The following is a 14,966-nucleotide window of genomic DNA, read 5'->3' as shown; positions in this document are numbered from 1 at the left end:
CCGAAACCAAGCGGTTTCCCTATGCCCGGGTAGCTCAGGGGTAGAGCAGTGGATTGAAAATCCTCGTGTCGGTGGTTCGATTCCGCCCCCGGGCACCATTAAATACTCTCATTCATCTTCATATTTCCGTATAAAGAACCTTAAACCAAGGACTTATGTGGCGTTTTCTGACCATGCAGAAATATGCTGACCCATTGTTTTTCAGATGTTAAGGTGGTCCAAAAAAGGGGCCAGATGACCAACATCAACGCGCTATCACACTTAAAGATCAAGTCGCTCGGGCCGGGAAAGCACTTTGACGGCCAAGGTTTGATGTTGGTGAAGAGCCGGAAAGAAGCTGGCAAGTGGATGTTGCGCCTCATCGTTGCCGGAAAAAGACGCGAAATGGGTCTGGGACGCTGGCCGGATGTGTCCCTTTCTGAAGCGCGGGAGCGGGCGTCTGATGCACGTCGCCAACTGCGTGATGGGGTCGATCCGATCCAGGCGCGACAAGTGGCGCTTCGGCGGGAGCAACGGCTGACAGTAGCGGATGCGATTGAGCGGTGCTTCGTGGCCCGCCAGGCCGAGCTCAAGAACGATGGGCGAGCAGGTCGATGGCTGTCTCCCCTGTCGGTGCATGTGATCCCGAAGATCGGAACGATGGCGGTTGAAGACATCGACCAGCACGTTCTCAAGAAGACGCTTGAACCGATCTGGCACGAGAAAGCCGACACCGCGCGTAAGGCGATGAACCGGATGAACCTCACCTTGAAGCACGCCGCCGCACTCGGGCTCGACGTCGATCTGCAAGCGGTGATGAAAGCTCAGGCGCTCCTTGGGAAGCGGCGGCATCAGACCAAACACATCCCCTCTCTCCCCTACCGCGAGGCCCCAAGTTTCTACCGCTGGCTCTCTGCACAGAGTTTCCCGTCTGCGTACGCGCTGCGGTTTTTGATGCTGACAGTCGCGCGCACGAGTGAAGTGCGGTTTGCCGTGCCAGACGAGATCGAGGATAACGTTTGGACGCTCGACCCAAAGCGGACAAAGACCGCAACGGCGCATCGGGTACCACTGTCGCCCGAGGCGCTGCGCGTCATCGACACCCGCCCCGTCATCGTCGGGTCTGACTACCTCTTCCCGTCCCCGCGAGGGAAAGCAATGTCCGACGCCACCATGAGCCGATTGATGGAACGCGAGGAGATGGAGGCCCGACCGCACGGGTTCCGGGCGACATTTCGAACGTGGGTGGAAGAGACGACCGACACGCCGTTCGAGGTGAAAGAAACCGCCCTCGGTCACCAAGTTGGAAGCGAGGTTGAACGCGCGTATCAGCGGAGTGACTTGTTGGAGAAGCGCCGCGTGTTGTTGGAACAGTGGGCGGATTTTCTGACGGGCAAGTAACTCGTCCGGTTCGGCATGGTAAACTGAACCACATATGAACGTGCCAATAAATCAAACGAGTTCGCACCCGTCCGAACCAGTGCGAACCCCTGAAAACCCTTTAGAATATGAGTGGCTGACCGTCGATGAGGCTGTCGCCTTCTGTGCGGAACGTGGTCTGTCTCGGACCCCGAAGACCCTCCGAAAGTGGGCGGAGCGTTCTTACAACAAGGAGGACGCGGATATCACCGTGCGGCGCGAAGATACGATGTGGAGCTACCGGTGGAAGATCGAGAAGGCTTCCCTGGCGCGCAAGGTCGATCAAGAACTATCTCTCGCCGGTGCGAACGCGTCCGAACCGGTGCGCACGGGTGCGACCGAAACGGCGGAAAATACCACGGTCGAACCTGAGAACACGTTCGAACCTGTTCGAACCGGTGCAGGCATGATCTCAGAGACAAACTCTGATCAGAAGCCTTCAAAGACCGACGAACCGCGTGCGAACGCGTCCGAACCCGTGCGCACGGGTTCGGTTGACATCCGACCAGCAGGGGTGTCCGCGAATGTTCTCGAAGAGGTGCGGGAACGATTGCGCGACAAGGAAGAAGAGATCGCGTTCTTGCGCGGGCAACTCGACAAGGCGCAGGCCGAAGTGGAGCGCCGGGCGACGTCAACCGACGAAGCACTCAAGACAATCGACCGTGTTGTCCGCAGTTTTGAAATGCAGGCCGAAGCGAACAAGGCATTGGCGCTGAGTGGGGTGTCGTCTCGCACCGAACCATCCGAGCCCGTGCGGTTTACCGAAGAAGCAGAGATGTCGCCGACCGAGCAGCCAACTCCTCCAGAGCACAATCCGGCCAGTAGATATCAACAGCCGGAACCGGGTTGGCATAGGGTATAATTCTCGGACATGGCATCGATGGAAGACCTCATGAAGGCGCGCACTGTGCGCTTCAAAAAAGCAAACCCGTTGCTTGCGAGCGGCTTCGCGCAATTGCCGCGCGTGGTGATCCGGGCGGGCAAGCGCATTTCTCCGATGGCGAAGATCACATTCGCGACCCTTCTCGACTACGCGTGGCAGGACGGCTTCTGCTTTCCTGCGCAGGAACGGCTGGCGCGCGACATCGGCACGAATGAAAAGTCAATCCGCAAGTATCTGGCCGAGCTGCAAGACCTGCAAATGATCGAAGTGAAAAAGCAGGGGCGGGGCTTGCACAACATCTACGTCATCAACGACGAGGCACCTGTCTTGAGGGACGTGCAAAAAGAGTTGGAGAGGGAACAGGCAGGGGCGGCTTAGGTCGCAATGGTTCCGTTGCAGACCGGTAAGATTTACCGTTCTAGGCCGGTAAGAATGGGGCACCCAGTCCGGTAAGGTTTACCGTCCTGGTTCGGTAAGAATTCCCGACTACTATAAACAACTACTAAGACGCTGAGACTAAAACAAAAACAGATAAACAAATTCTCGAATAAAAATTCAGAAAGGGTCAGGTCGGCAAGGCGGCTAAAGACCCTGCCTCCCAGCGTAAACAACACGCCACCAGAGCCCCAACAATGCCCCGCTACGCGCTTTTCCCACCAAAAACGAAGTGACCCCCACCTTTGCTGAAAACGCTGCTTAGGATAACACACAGCGCGTGTGAGCCGATGTCACCGGCGGGTCCTCTCCACAGGTCATACAAGAACCGAAAAGTGTGATACAATTCAGGCACATATGAACACGTCAATCATCATCAATGATACACATGCCGCCGTACAGCGCTTGCAACAGAAAGGCGCAAGTGCTGACTTGGCGGCGGAAATCGTGGCGACCGTGCAGGCTGCTCGGGTCGAGGGTGATCTCGCAACCCGGGCCGACATCAACGAGGTGCGAACCGATCTCGTTGAACTGCGGGCCGAGATGTACCGCGCCTTTGTCATTCACGGCTTTACCACCGTCGGCGCGATCTTGGCCGCCGCCTTTGGTGTAGCGTCTCTTCTTGGCTAACCGTCGAAGAGCGCGCCGCACTGGCATGGGCGGCACTTCGGGCGCTCGATACCCCGGAACAGGCCGAGCAGGTCGCCGAAGCGGTCCTGTCCTTCGCCGATTACCCCCTGCCGACCTTCCTCAATCCGATGGACGATGCGCGCTGGTGGGCTTCCTTCGCCTCTCTGAAAGAGCGCAAGGCTTATGCACTGGCGGCATATGAAGCCTTGCCCGAACGCGACCAGATGGCATTCCGCAAACACATTTCCGAAGTGGAGATCGCCGCATGAAGATGCTTGTGCACCGGATTGCGGGTGGCTCTGCGCTGCCCTTCATCCTTGATGACCTCAAGTGGCACATCCGGGTGGATGCCGACGCCGAAGACAATGCCATTCAGAACATCGGCCTGACGGCGGCGGCGGAAATCGAGCAATTCGCCCAAATCGCGCTGCTGACGCAAACGATCAGGGTGACGATCTTCAACCCGGCACAAGAGCATGGCTTGAGCCTACCCATCGGGCCGGTGGCGGACGAAGACGTGCCGAGCGTAACCATCGACGGCGAAGCGTTCACCGCCTTTGACTTCGTGGGCGGCACCCGGCCCTACATCCGCTGGTTGGCGAGCTATCACGACCTCACCCCCAGCCGCGTCATCATCGAATATCAGGCCGGGTTTGGACCGGCGGCGGCGGACGTGCCTGCCGATCTCGCCCAGGCCCTCATGGATCAGGCCGCGCTGCACTATGACGGCAGGTCGCCGATGGACGCCAAGTCCCTCACCACGTCCCCCCACATGGCCCGCGTGAGCGCGCGCTATCGCGGGGTGCAGGTATGACCGACCGCGAGCTTGATGAAATCCTGACCTTCCGCTGGCCGTTGGTGGTGCGGCGGGTGATGGCGGACGGCACCGACGAATGGCTGCAAGGGTTCGTGCGGTCCATCGCCCGGCACGGCAAGCGGGCGGCGTGGCGTCCCACGATGAAGCAAGAGCAGATCATGCGGCGGCTGGTGTCCGAGCTGGGCACCGGCTCCGAGCCTGACGTTGAACTGATCGAGAGGTGAGAAAAAACAAAGCCCGCCGTTGCAGCGGCGGGCCATGCGGCAGTCGGCGTTCACGGGTTAGCCGGGGCTGACGCATCACAGTGCTACCGGGTAACGGGCCAAAGCACAAGGGCAGCTATTCCGCGTCGTGCGGTCACTCCACGCCCCAAGGCCCCACTGCCACCCTCCAAGGCGGTGAACATGGGAGTGCGGACCGAGCCGGGGGAAAGGCAGGTCTGGCCTAAGCGGCGGCCCGGCTCCGGTGAGCAGGCAAGATCGCGGCGGTCAGGGCGGGAGGCGGGTTTTCAACCCCGCTGGAGTAACCCGCTTTCTGACCGTCACAGCAACCCTCACCAGTGAGCAGAGGGCCAAGTGAGCAACGATTGAACGAAAAGAGACACGCGAGAGTGAACACGATGACAGAGGCAGCGAAGAAAGCAAGATCATGGCGCAAGGCGGATGGTTCGATCCTTTCGCCTGCACCGCGTCGTTCCGATCATCAACAGGCTGACCTCTTTGCATCTGGTCCCAATGCCGCGACTTTGGCAAATACGGGTAACCGTGTGTCTAACTCCTCAATTTTCGCGCCCGGCGCAGAGGCGGAAAACGCGGCCCCGGCAGATCGAGCTATGCAATTCATGCATAGCCTGCAAATTCCCGAGGGACCGAACGCCGGAAAGCCTGTCACGCTCGCCCCCTTTCAGCGCCAATTCATCGAAGGCGCGATGGCTGACACGACCGCCAACGCCATTCTCAGCATCGGGCGCGGCAACGGCAAATCCGCGATCACGGCGGGACTTGCGCTCGGCGGTCTTGTTGGCGTCTGGGACCGACAGCCCCGGCGCGAGATCATCGCAGCCGCGCGGACCCGCGATCAGGGGCGCATTATCTGGGACTTCGTGGCCGGGTTTGCCGCCACCCTGCCGCTTGAGGTGCAGCGCCGCCTGATCTACCGCCGGGCCCCGCGCCTCGAAATCGAATTTGAGGGCGACGGTGGCGGGCATGTCCTTCGCGTGATCGCGGCGGACGGTAAATCGGCCCTCGGCGGCGCACCGACGATGGCAATCCTTGACGAGCGCGGGCACTGGGCCCTTGATCGCGGCGACGAGCTGGAACACGCGCTGCTGTCCGGTCTGGGCAAGCGCGAGGGCCGGGCTTTCCTGATCAGCACCAGCGCCAGCGACGACACGCACCCCTTTTCCCGGTGGATCGACGATCCGTCGCCCGGCTCATACGTTCAAGAGCATCGGCCCGCGCCCGGCCTGCCAGCCGATGACGCGGAAAGCCTTTTGATCGCCAACCCCGGCGCGCCTCATGGCATCGGCGGTTCGCTGGAATGGCTGGAAGCGCAAGCGAAGCGGGCCATTGCGCGGGGCGGTTCCAGCCTCACCAGCTTCCGGCTCTACAACCGCAATGAGCGTGTATCCGGGGAATCGCGTGACCTGCTGATCACCCTGGACGAATGGCTCGGCTGCGAAACCTCGGCGCTGCCATCCCGCGAAGGCGGTGTTGTGATCGGGATCGACCTCGGCGGTTCGGCCTCGATGACGGCGGCGGCGTTCTACTGGCCCGAGACGGGGCGGCTTGAGTGTCTTGGCACCTTCCCGTCCATGCCCAGCCTCTTGGATCGCGGCCAGACGGACGGCGTGGCCGGTCGCTATGTCGAGATGCACGACCGGGGGGAGCTTTCGGTTCTCGGCGACAAGACCGTGCCGGTGGCCCCGTGGCTGGTCGAGGTGATGCGCCATGTCGAGGATCAGCCCGTCATCGCGATCACCATGGACCGCTACAAGCAGGCCGAGCTGGGTGAAGCGATCAGCCGGGCGGGCATCCGCGCGCCGCTGGTCTGGCGCGGTCAGGGCTTCCGGGACCGTGGCGAGGATGCGGAACGGTTCCGTCGCGCCGCCTTTGACGGGCTGGTGAAGGCCAAGCCGTCCCTGCTTCTGCGCTCGGCCTTTGCGGACACGGTGTGCCTGCGCGACCCGGCGAACAACATCAAGATTGCGAAGGCCCGATCTACGGGCCGGATCGACGCCGCGGCGGCATCGGTTCTGGCCGTCGCGCAAGGAGCGCGGATCACAGCACAACCCAAAGCGAAAGCGAGGATGCAATGGTTTTGAACCACGAGGGCATCACCTACGAAATCGGCGGCGTCAAGGTAGTCCTAGGCAGCGGCGCTTTTCTCGAAAACACCGCCCAGACGGATCAAATCCCATGAGCATCCGCAAGGAACATAAACGGCATTCGCGGCACGTCACCCGCACGAAACGCTGGAAGGTACTTCGCGCGGAGATCCTCGAACGCGACCGTTACCGCTGCCGCTCATGTGGCTGCGGCGGGCGGCTGGAAGTGGATCACGTCAAACCGGTCAGGACGCACCCCGAGCTGTCCTATGAGCCGCGCAACCTTCAGGCGCTTTGCCCCGGTTGCCACACCCGAAAGACAAGGATCGAGTGCGGGCATCCCCCGCCCCGAGAGGACCGCCAAAACTGGCGGGAAGCAGTCGAGGCGCTTGAGCGACCCGGCACCCCTATTGAGCAGAAAGGATAAACCATGCTCGAATCTGTGAAGATCGCCCGGCGGCAAAGCGAAATCCGCCAGAACCTCGCCGAGCTGGCGGGTAAGGAAGCCCCATCCGAGGATGAAGTCCGGCAGATGGACGAACTGGACCGGGAATACCGTTCCAACGAAACCCGCTATCGTGCAGCCCTGATTGCCGAGGATACCGAACGCCGGGACGCGGGCGACGAGCTTGAGACCCGCTCCGCCCAGGAATGGGCCGAGCTGATGGCCGGTTTCGAGATGCGCCAGGTCGCGCTGGCCCTCGATGAAGGGCGGCAACTGGACGGCCAGACGGCGGAGATCGTGACCGAGTTGCGCAACTCGGGCGGTTTCCGGGGCATTCCCGTGCCGTGGCAGGCGCTGGAAGTCCGGGCCGGTGAGACGGTTGCCAGCGGCACCCCCAACCCGATCCAGACCCGCCCCATCTTCGACCGCCTGTTCCCGGACAGCGTGGCGGCACGCATGGGGGCGCAGATGATCAGCATCGACGCGGGCGCTGTGGAGTGGCCGGTGACTACCTCGGCGGTCACAGCAGGCTGGGCGGACGGCGAGACGGCCAACGTGGCTGGGCCGACCACCTATGCCACCACCGACCGCGCCATGTCGCCGGATCACAACCTCGGCATTCAGATGCGCATCACCCGCAAGACGCTGAAACAGTCCGGCGCGGCGCTGGAACAGGCGGTGCGGCGCGATATGAGCGGGGCAATGGGCGCGGCGATGGATCAGGCGGCATTCCTCGGCACCGGGGCCAACGGCCAACCGCTCGGAGTCATCACCGGTGCTGCGACGTACGGCATCACGTCCACGGCGGTGGATGCACTGGCGAGCTGGGGCGCGTTCCGCTCGGCAGTCACCCGGTTCATGACCGCCAATGCCGCCGGTTCGCCGGACGCGGTGCGGGCACTGATCCGCCCCGAACTTTGGGACTATCTGGACAGCGTTCTGATCAGCGGCACAGCGGTGTCCGAATGGGACCGGTTGGTGAAAAACCTGCCCTCGGCCAACATCGCCATGACGAACAACGCGCTCGCCGCGCCGTCCGGCATCCCCGAGGCCACGTCTTCGCTGTTGACCACCGCAGCGGGCGGGGTGGCTCCGATCTTCATTGGCGCATGGGGCGCGGTGGACATGATCCGCGACCCCTACAGCGATGCACAGTCCGGCGGGCTGCGGATCACTGCCCTTGCGACGATGGACGTGACGGAAGCGCGCCCAGCCCAGCTCGAACTGCTGACCGGCCTGGAGCTGGCAGCCTAATGCTCTGGGGCGCTCATGTCGGCAGCCTGGAGCTGCGCACCGAGGGCGGGGAAACCCGCCTTCGGGCAACTTTCCCATATGGCCGGGAAACTGTGTTGGCCGAACGCATGGGGGCAGGGCGTGAGCGTCGTGAGATGATCGCAGCCCGTGCCTTCGCGGATCGGCTGGAACGCGGCGAGGACGTGCATTTTCTGGCCGGTCACGACTTCAACAAGCCGCTGGCGTCACGTTCCGCTGGCACTCTGACACTGACTGAAACCGATGACGCCCTTACCGTTGACGCGACGATCAGCGCCGACATGGAGCAGGTCAGTTATGTGCGGGACTTCCTGTCCGCCCATGCGGCCGGGCTGGTGCGGGGCCTGTCACCCGGCTTCCGCGTCCGACCAGGCGGCGAGACGGTAGAGGAACGCGGCAACGCAATCCTGCGCACAGTCCGAGCGGCTGACCTGATCGAAATCAGCGCCGTGACGAAACCCGCCTATCCACAAGCTCAAATCGAGGCCCGGAACTGGGCCTATCATCCTACGGTGCGCCGAGCGCTCATTCGGATCAACAACACAAGCCGGTGGAGGTGACCATGCTGGAATGGATCATAAACAAGCTGCGCCCGATCGAGGCGCGGTCCAACGGCGGTGGATACACCGCGCAAGTGATGGCGGCGCGGGACAGCTTCATCAGCGGGCGGCGCGGCGTGGCCGAGCTGACGGCGACGGTGCAGAGCTGCGTCAGCCTTTGGGAAGGCGGGTTCGCAATGGCGGACGTGACCGGAACCAACCTGCTGACCCGGCAAACCATGGCGATGATCGCCCGAAGCATCGCTTTGAACGGCGAGGCGGTCTATCTGATCACCGAGTTGGGCCTTGTCTCGGCGACGGACTGGGACGTGACCACCCGCGACGGGAAGCCGCGCGCCTATCGCCTGTCCATCCCCGAGGCCGGGGGAGGGCGCACTGTCACCGCCCTTGCCGCCGAGGTGCTGCACCTGCGGATCGGTGTGGACAACCTGACGCCATGGATCGGCACCGCACCGCTGCGCCGATCCAGCCTGACAGGCGGGATGCTCCATGCGGTCGAGGCCGCGCTTGCAGAGACATTCGAGAACGCCCCTCTGGGAAGCCAGATCGTGCCCTTGCCCGATACTGGCGCCGACGACATGGCCACCATGCGCGGCGCGTTCAAAGGGCGGCGCGGCTCAACGCTGGTGATCGAGGGTGTCGCCCAGGCGACGGCGGCGGGCATGAACCCGACCATCGGCCAGAAGCCCGATCAGCTTTCGCCGGACTTGTCCAAGAGCATGACAGACGAGACGCTGGCAGCGGCGCGCAAGGGAATCGGCATGGCCTATGGCGTCCTGCCGTCATTCTTCAATCGCGCCGCCACCGGCCCCGTGATCCGCGAGGCGCAACGCCAGCTCGCAATCTGGACCTTGCAGCCCATCGCCGCGATGCTGGCGGATGAAGCGACCGCCAAGCTCGGGGCCGAGGTGACGATTGACACGATCCGGCCCTTGCAAGCCTTCGACGCTGGCGGACGTGCCCGTGCCCTGTCGGCGATCATCAAGACGCTGGCCGAGGCGAAAAAAGCGGGCATCCCGCCCGGTGACGTGTCCGGCGCGATGTGCATGGTCGATTGGAAAGAATAGGCAGAATGCGCCTCGGGGCTCCTTTGCTCACCCCATAGCATTCTGGTTCAGTCGGTGAGTGCCGCAACAACCCCGACAGCGCGCGGCCCATACCTCCAGCGGGCGCGGCGCGCAATCTAATTGAACTGATCTCGATTAAACTCCTGATCCACCCACTTTTGCGCCGTGAACATCGGGCCTCCACGGCAGCGAAAATCCAGAGCGTCGGGGTGGCGCTTGAGCAACCAACTCTTAAACTCATAGAAATTCGGTCTGATGGAACCATTCATCGGTATGCCTCGCTCTTCGGCGAACATGCGGCAGCTGTATCGTATGATACGCTCGGCTTCGGCCTTAGTCATTTTTTCAACCTCACGCCTGCACCCCCGCCGTTTGCCTCGATAAATTCGACACCCTTCGCCTCAAGTGCGGCGCGGATCGCTTGTATAGTTTGGGGCGACACGGTGTCCGTGCCAGTCTCAGCGCGCCTTATCGTTTTGGTTGTTGAGCCGATGAGGTCCGCCAATTCCCTCTGCGACATAGCTTTGAGCGCTCGCGCAGCTCTTAATTGATCAGAAGTTGTCATAAAACACTGTCCGCTTTAGGACATCATGCTATGTCCTGTTCCGGACAATACCACACAAGGAGAACAAGACAATGACCAAAGAACGCGCCCGCGCGAACAGTGAACCTCGTCCTGTTCAATATTGGGAAAACCGACGTACGAAAGGGCAAGCACTTGCTCACAACCGCGTCTTTGAAACTCATCTGGCCGAGGTGACGGCGCTGCGTCAACAGCAAGAAAGATATGAGCAGAGCCTACCTAAGAAGCCTAGAAAAGCACTGGCGGACATTTACCAAACGCTTGAGGACACCAAAGACATCCTCGAACCGAGCTGTGCACCCAGAGCGGCAATGGAACTTATCTGCCAACTCGCCATGCACAATGCCCTAGCGGATGGCGATCAGATGAGCGATGCCGTCTACTGGTTGGCAATTCGCAGTTTGGAGGGCTTAGATAAGCTTGAAGACGCCATAACCCGAGCACGCGACATTTCTCGCCAGTTTCATCCGCTTCATGAGCCGTATCAGGCGTGAACCCCTTCCTATACTGGGAGTGATCCGTTGCGCCTTGTTTGTGCATTGAACCAATAGCTTTGACAAAACAATTGACAGCTGTGGCGTGACGCGGCACAAATAAATATCACATGATATTTTAGGGATAGAGAAAATGGAACTGGACGAACTCAGGTTTTCGACGGCGCAAGTCGCGCAGATCTGCGACATTCCCAAGGAGAAGTTTCAGCTTTGGAACGCCCGATATTGCATTACAGGAAAAAGCCACCAGCCCGAAGGCGGCGGCGCGCAGGGTAAGGCTCGCCGCTATACCTTCCGACACGTAATGGACTTCGCGATTGCCAAAGCGCTGGTCGATGCAGGAATGAACCCTAAGGAAGCTTTCGCCAAATCGCCTCACTTCGCACACTTCGGAAGCACTGACGATATGGATCACTTGCGGGTCCCTGGGCTCCCGATGCACCAAGAATACGGCGACACTTTGATGATTGTCGGCGGCATCGGACATTGGATCGGTTGCCACAATCGCAGCAATCAGGCGCTTGATGAAGCTATGGGCTATCTGGGTGGTCCTATTGGTGATCTGGATAGCTTTGTTGTGGTAAACGCATCGAAGGTCTTTGGCAGAGTTTGCCGTCGCCTTGGCCTGCATCCCTTTGAAGTATTGGATGAGAGATATCGCGCCTTGGCCAAGGCATAGGAGCATTTGCCATGTCTAATCACAGACCCCTTTTTGTCGCAGAACGCAGCGCCGCCAAACTTCTGGACATGAAGCCCGCCGACTTTCGCGCGTTGGTGGATGAAGGTGTCTTGCCGAAGCCTGCCGAAATCGGCGGGTTCGAGCGTTGGGACGTGGAGCAACTGCGCGCGATAGCGTCTGGTGATTTGGCTAACGGTGCCGGGGTGATCGAATGGTGACGCCTCGCAAGAAACTCCTTTGGCAGCATCCGGCTGGCCGGTGGTATGTCCGCAAGTACATGAACGGCAAGATGATCTATCTGGGCCGGATCGAGGCGGACGAAGGCACCGCCGAATTTGACCGTCAGTATTGGGAGATCGTGAGCGGCAAGAAAGCTGCGGCGAAAACCTCATGGGGCGCACTGATCGAGGCCATGCGGGAAACCGACAGGTGGGCCAATTTCTCGCCACGCTACCGCAAAGACCTTGAGCCTGTCTTTGAATACCTCAAGGACAAGATTGGTCATGCGGACGTGGCGCGGCTTACTCAAGCCGACATTTACGATGCGATGGAAAAGAATCGGCACCGCGTCCGGTTTGCCAACTACATCCCGACCGCGATCAGCATGTTGTCCAAACTGGCGATCCGCAAGCGGTGGCGCAAGGATAACCCGGCGATTGATATTGAGCCGCTCAAGGTGCCAAAGGCTCGGCAGAAACCACACTTGCCCTGGGCGAATTGGGCGGTGGACAAGATGCGCGCCGAAGGCGATGCACTGCCGCTGCTGATCTTTGAGATTGGCGTGGGCAGTGTCCAGCGCCCCGGCGATTGGGTTGACTTCCAATGGGGCGATTATGACGGGGAAACCCTCAAGCTGCGCCAGAACAAGACCGATACGCCGCTGCACCTTCCTTGCACCAAGGCGCTCAAAGCCGCGCTGGACCGTGCCAAGGCTGATTTCGCCTTCGCACCGCACCCGTCGCGGCACATCCTGACGCGGGCCGATGGCTCGGCGATGGACTATCACGCGATGGCGCGCGTCATGGTGCGCGAACGTAAACGGCTGGGGCTGATGGCCTTCGATCAACACGCCCTGCGCTATCGCGGTGTGATGGAATTGGCGTGGGCTGGATGCACCGATGACGAGATCGCCAGTTACAGCGGTCACACGTCGAAAGCGATGATTATCAAGTATGCGGGGGAGGCGAGACAGATCATGCGAGCACGTCAAGCTGCGGCAAAGCGCAAATGAACAGAACAAGCACAGAACGGGAAACTGATACCCACGTTGATACCCCTGGCAAAGGTAAGTGGGCTAACCCATTGAAAAATATGGAGGCGAGTACCGGAATCGAACCGGTGTACACGGATTTGCAATCCGTACGGTATCTCTGTCATAGCTGAACATAATGCCCCTTAAATGCATGAAAGTTATGGAAATATGGGCGAAATCGGTGTATGGTTGAACATAGAAGAACGTCCATACGCCTGTGATTTCTGAGCCTAAAATGAGCCTAAGATGCGTACCCGCCTAACCGACCTAGCCGTACGAAAGCTGCCGTTGTCTGAGAGTGGACAGGTAACATACTGGGATGAGTTGACGCCTAACTTTGGTGTGCGATGTTCGACGCGCAGCAAGTCATATATCGTGCTGCTCGGTGAGAAGCGCCGCCGCAAGACGTTGGGTAGATACCCAGGCCTGTCTCTGGCTGATGCGCGAAAACAAGCGAGGCAATTGCTAGCGGCAAGTGGGCTAGAGGCAGATGGACAGCTTCCTTTAAGCGCGGCGCCGATTTCGTTCGCTGAGGCGAAAGTGCGCTTCCTCGAAGACAGCGCGCGCCGAAACAAGCCCCGCACCTACAATGACTACAAGCGCCTACTGGACCGACACTTCAACTTTGTTGGTGATATACAGTCCGTTGAGCGCAAACAGGTCATGAAAGTGATTTTTGGACTGTCCGCCACCCCATCTGAACAGTCACATGCCTTTGTCGCGATCAGGACGATGATGAACTGGTGCGTGCGACACGGTCTCATTGAGCACTCGGTCGTACCGCCGATGAAGCAAAAGACCCATGAGCGTAACCGGGTGTTGACCGACGGTGAGTTACGACAAATCTATCGACGGGCAGAAGAAACACCTTTTCCGTTCGGACCACTACTCATGCTTCTGATTCTCACAGGCCAACGCCGGACGGAAGTTGGGCAAATGCGCCGCTCCTGGATCATCGACGGCTCGGCGACGTTTCCTGAAGGATTTGCAAAGAACAAGCGAGAGCACAGATTTCCTTTGTCGCCTAAGGCCCAAGCGGAAATCGATGCGCTGCCAGATACCGGTGACTTGCTGTTCCCAGCGGCAACCAACTTTGAAAAACCGTTCACAACATTTGCGTGGCACAAAGCCCGCTTTGACGAAGGACTGGAAGAGGTCGGGCCGTACACCCTACATGACCTCAGGCGTACCTTCGCAACGATCCACGCCAAGATTGGCACACCAATCCATGTGACCGAAAAGCTGCTGAACCATGTATCGGGGACAATCAGCGGCGTGGCGGCTGTGTACAACCGACACTCGTACTTTGAAGAGATGCAGGCCGCGATGGTCGGTTACGATAACTACATCAACAACGTAGTTGGGTCCGGGTGACCAGGCATTGGCCGCTTGGTTTGACTCTTGACAGATTCTGTTTCGTGACTCGGAATGAGATTCGACTATTTGGCGTTTTTCGTATAGATTCAATGTATATGACTATCACACCATACGTAGAGTACCTCCAACGGAAGACCTGCTTGCCGGACCGCGCTTTGCAAGACCTAATCGAGCTAGTCGACGAAGATTTAACACAAGACCAATTCACCGACGGGCTGCATCACATAGCCGACAATTATTACTACCAGGAGCCGGATCATCCACGATATGACGACAACCGGTGCCGGTTTCCATATCCTAATGACGCTGATCTTCAGAGCGCGCAGGAGTACCAGGTTGCGAACCCGGCGGAATTCGCATCCTAAAACGCAGCAGAAACTCTTGCCAGCGATTTCATCATCAGCCTAACCTGCAATCCTCTCGGGAGGCTTGTCGAAACCCGAGCATCGCGATGCTCTTCAATCATGGAGAGATCGTGATGAGGATACTTTCAAAGCGTCAGGTGAAGGAGCTTGTCCTGTACTCACCCCAACACATAGCCCGGCTGGAGAAGGCAGGCCAATTCCCCAAGCGGGTACCGCTGGGCCCGAACCGGGTGGGCTGGGTTGAGAGTGAGGTACTCGAATGGCTCGAAGAGCGCCTGTCGCGCCGATAGGACCAAACCGACACTCCTGATCTCAGGAGCTGGGTGGCCGGATGTGCACTATCCGGTCACCCAATTTGAGGCCATTGGCCAAATTTAAAACTG

General features: G+C 59.9%; 20 protein-coding genes and 2 tRNA genes. 19 read left to right on the top strand and 3 right to left on the bottom strand.

Features of this window, described 5'->3' with window-relative positions; all coding sequences use genetic code 11:
- Positions 1 to 23 precede the first annotated feature (23 nt).
- From HEP69_RS03175 to HEP69_RS03115, 13 genes are all read left to right on the top strand, one after another.
- Positions 24 to 98 (top strand) — tRNA-Phe (locus HEP69_RS03175).
- A gap of 136 nt (positions 99 to 234) precedes the next feature.
- Positions 235 to 1,380 carry a site-specific integrase gene (locus HEP69_RS03170; RefSeq protein WP_290557071.1) on the top strand — a complete coding sequence of 382 codons (1,146 nt, stop codon included), beginning with the start codon at positions 235 to 237 and terminating at the stop codon, positions 1,378 to 1,380.
- A 34-nt stretch (positions 1,381 to 1,414) separates the two neighbouring features.
- Entirely contained in the window at positions 1,415 to 2,260 is an 846-nt protein-coding gene (locus HEP69_RS03165) for a hypothetical protein (protein ID WP_290557070.1), read from the top strand.
- A gap of 30 nt (positions 2,261 to 2,290) precedes the next feature.
- Positions 2,291 to 2,659 (top strand): helix-turn-helix domain-containing protein, encoded by a 369-nt coding sequence (locus HEP69_RS03160; protein WP_290557069.1) that lies wholly within the window; start codon positions 2,291 to 2,293, stop codon positions 2,657 to 2,659.
- A 414-nt stretch (positions 2,660 to 3,073) separates the two neighbouring features.
- Positions 3,074 to 3,346, top strand: a complete 273-nt coding sequence (locus HEP69_RS03155) for a hypothetical protein (RefSeq protein WP_290557068.1) — start codon at positions 3,074 to 3,076, stop codon at positions 3,344 to 3,346.
- A gap of 128 nt (positions 3,347 to 3,474) precedes the next feature.
- Positions 3,475 to 3,615: a hypothetical protein gene (locus HEP69_RS03150; protein ID WP_290557067.1), complete on the top strand. Its 141-nt coding sequence runs from the start codon at positions 3,475 to 3,477 to the stop codon at positions 3,613 to 3,615.
- Positions 3,612 to 4,160 (top strand): hypothetical protein, encoded by a 549-nt coding sequence (locus tag HEP69_RS03145; protein WP_290557066.1) that lies wholly within the window; start codon positions 3,612 to 3,614, stop codon positions 4,158 to 4,160. The genes HEP69_RS03150 and HEP69_RS03145 overlap by 4 nt, the downstream gene beginning before the upstream one ends.
- The gene (locus tag HEP69_RS03140) at positions 4,157 to 4,387 is read left to right on the top strand and encodes a hypothetical protein (RefSeq protein WP_290557065.1); all 231 of its coding nucleotides are present in this window, start codon (positions 4,157 to 4,159) and stop codon (positions 4,385 to 4,387) included. Before HEP69_RS03145 ends, HEP69_RS03140 begins: the two co-directional genes overlap by 4 nt.
- Positions 4,388 to 5,091: 704 nt before the next feature.
- Positions 5,092 to 6,486 carry a terminase TerL endonuclease subunit gene (locus HEP69_RS03135; RefSeq protein WP_290557064.1) on the top strand — a complete coding sequence of 465 codons (1,395 nt, stop codon included), beginning with the start codon at positions 5,092 to 5,094 and terminating at the stop codon, positions 6,484 to 6,486.
- Positions 6,487 to 6,580: 94 nt separating this feature from the next.
- Positions 6,581 to 6,916 (top strand): HNH endonuclease, encoded by a 336-nt coding sequence (locus HEP69_RS03130; protein ID WP_290557063.1) that lies wholly within the window; start codon positions 6,581 to 6,583, stop codon positions 6,914 to 6,916.
- Positions 6,917 to 6,919: 3 nt separating this feature from the next.
- Positions 6,920 to 8,188 (top strand): phage major capsid protein, encoded by a 1,269-nt coding sequence (locus tag HEP69_RS03125; protein WP_290557062.1) that lies wholly within the window; start codon positions 6,920 to 6,922, stop codon positions 8,186 to 8,188.
- Positions 8,188 to 8,766, top strand: coding sequence for an HK97 family phage prohead protease (locus HEP69_RS03120; RefSeq protein ID WP_290557061.1), 579 nt, complete (start codon positions 8,188 to 8,190; stop codon positions 8,764 to 8,766). Before HEP69_RS03125 ends, HEP69_RS03120 begins: the two co-directional genes overlap by 1 nt.
- A gap of 2 nt (positions 8,767 to 8,768) precedes the next feature.
- The gene (locus HEP69_RS03115) at positions 8,769 to 9,833 is read left to right on the top strand and encodes a phage portal protein (protein ID WP_290557060.1); all 1,065 of its coding nucleotides are present in this window, start codon (positions 8,769 to 8,771) and stop codon (positions 9,831 to 9,833) included.
- A gap of 116 nt (positions 9,834 to 9,949) precedes the next feature.
- On the opposite strand, the gene HEP69_RS03110 is transcribed toward HEP69_RS03115, so the two are convergent.
- A complete protein-coding gene (locus tag HEP69_RS03110; protein ID WP_290557059.1) occupies positions 9,950 to 10,174 on the bottom strand; it encodes a hypothetical protein in 225 nt (74 codons plus the stop codon).
- The gene (locus HEP69_RS03105) at positions 10,171 to 10,398 is read right to left on the bottom strand and encodes a helix-turn-helix transcriptional regulator (RefSeq protein WP_290557058.1); all 228 of its coding nucleotides are present in this window, start codon (positions 10,396 to 10,398) and stop codon (positions 10,171 to 10,173) included. Before HEP69_RS03105 ends, HEP69_RS03110 begins: the two co-directional genes overlap by 4 nt.
- Before the next feature lie 71 nt (positions 10,399 to 10,469).
- Here HEP69_RS03105 and HEP69_RS03100 point away from each other — a divergent pair, with 71 nt between their 5' ends.
- The 4 genes from HEP69_RS03100 to HEP69_RS03085 all read left to right on the top strand — a co-directional run bounded on the left by HEP69_RS03100 (position 10,470) and on the right by HEP69_RS03085 (position 12,820).
- A complete protein-coding gene (locus tag HEP69_RS03100; protein ID WP_290557057.1) occupies positions 10,470 to 10,910 on the top strand; it encodes a hypothetical protein in 441 nt (146 codons plus the stop codon).
- Positions 10,911 to 11,043: 133 nt separating this feature from the next.
- Positions 11,044 to 11,589, top strand: a complete 546-nt coding sequence (locus HEP69_RS03095) for a hypothetical protein (RefSeq protein WP_290557056.1) — start codon at positions 11,044 to 11,046, stop codon at positions 11,587 to 11,589.
- 11 nt (positions 11,590 to 11,600) lie between these two features.
- Entirely contained in the window at positions 11,601 to 11,807 is a 207-nt protein-coding gene (locus tag HEP69_RS03090) for a hypothetical protein (RefSeq protein ID WP_290557055.1), read from the top strand.
- Positions 11,801 to 12,820: a tyrosine-type recombinase/integrase gene (locus tag HEP69_RS03085; RefSeq protein ID WP_290557054.1), complete on the top strand. Its 1,020-nt coding sequence runs from the start codon at positions 11,801 to 11,803 to the stop codon at positions 12,818 to 12,820. The genes HEP69_RS03090 and HEP69_RS03085 overlap by 7 nt, the downstream gene beginning before the upstream one ends.
- An 81-nt stretch (positions 12,821 to 12,901) precedes the next feature.
- On the opposite strand, the gene HEP69_RS03080 is transcribed toward HEP69_RS03085, so the two are convergent.
- Positions 12,902 to 12,982: transfer RNA gene (locus tag HEP69_RS03080), tRNA-Cys, on the bottom strand.
- A 105-nt stretch (positions 12,983 to 13,087) separates the two neighbouring features.
- Here HEP69_RS03080 and HEP69_RS03075 point away from each other — a divergent pair.
- Positions 13,088 to 14,215 (top strand): site-specific integrase, encoded by a 1,128-nt coding sequence (locus HEP69_RS03075; protein WP_290557053.1) that lies wholly within the window; start codon positions 13,088 to 13,090, stop codon positions 14,213 to 14,215.
- A gap of 481 nt (positions 14,216 to 14,696) precedes the next feature.
- Positions 14,697 to 14,873 (top strand): AlpA family phage regulatory protein, encoded by a 177-nt coding sequence (locus HEP69_RS03070; protein WP_290557052.1) that lies wholly within the window; start codon positions 14,697 to 14,699, stop codon positions 14,871 to 14,873.
- Positions 14,874 to 14,966 lie beyond the last annotated feature (93 nt).

It is taken from the genome of Aestuariivita sp., from assembly GCF_021404545.1.
GTDB lineage: Bacteria > Pseudomonadota > Alphaproteobacteria > Rhodobacterales > Rhodobacteraceae > Aestuariivita.
The sequence above is the reverse complement of the archived record's forward strand: the minus strand, read 5'-3'. Positions and strand labels throughout refer to the sequence as shown.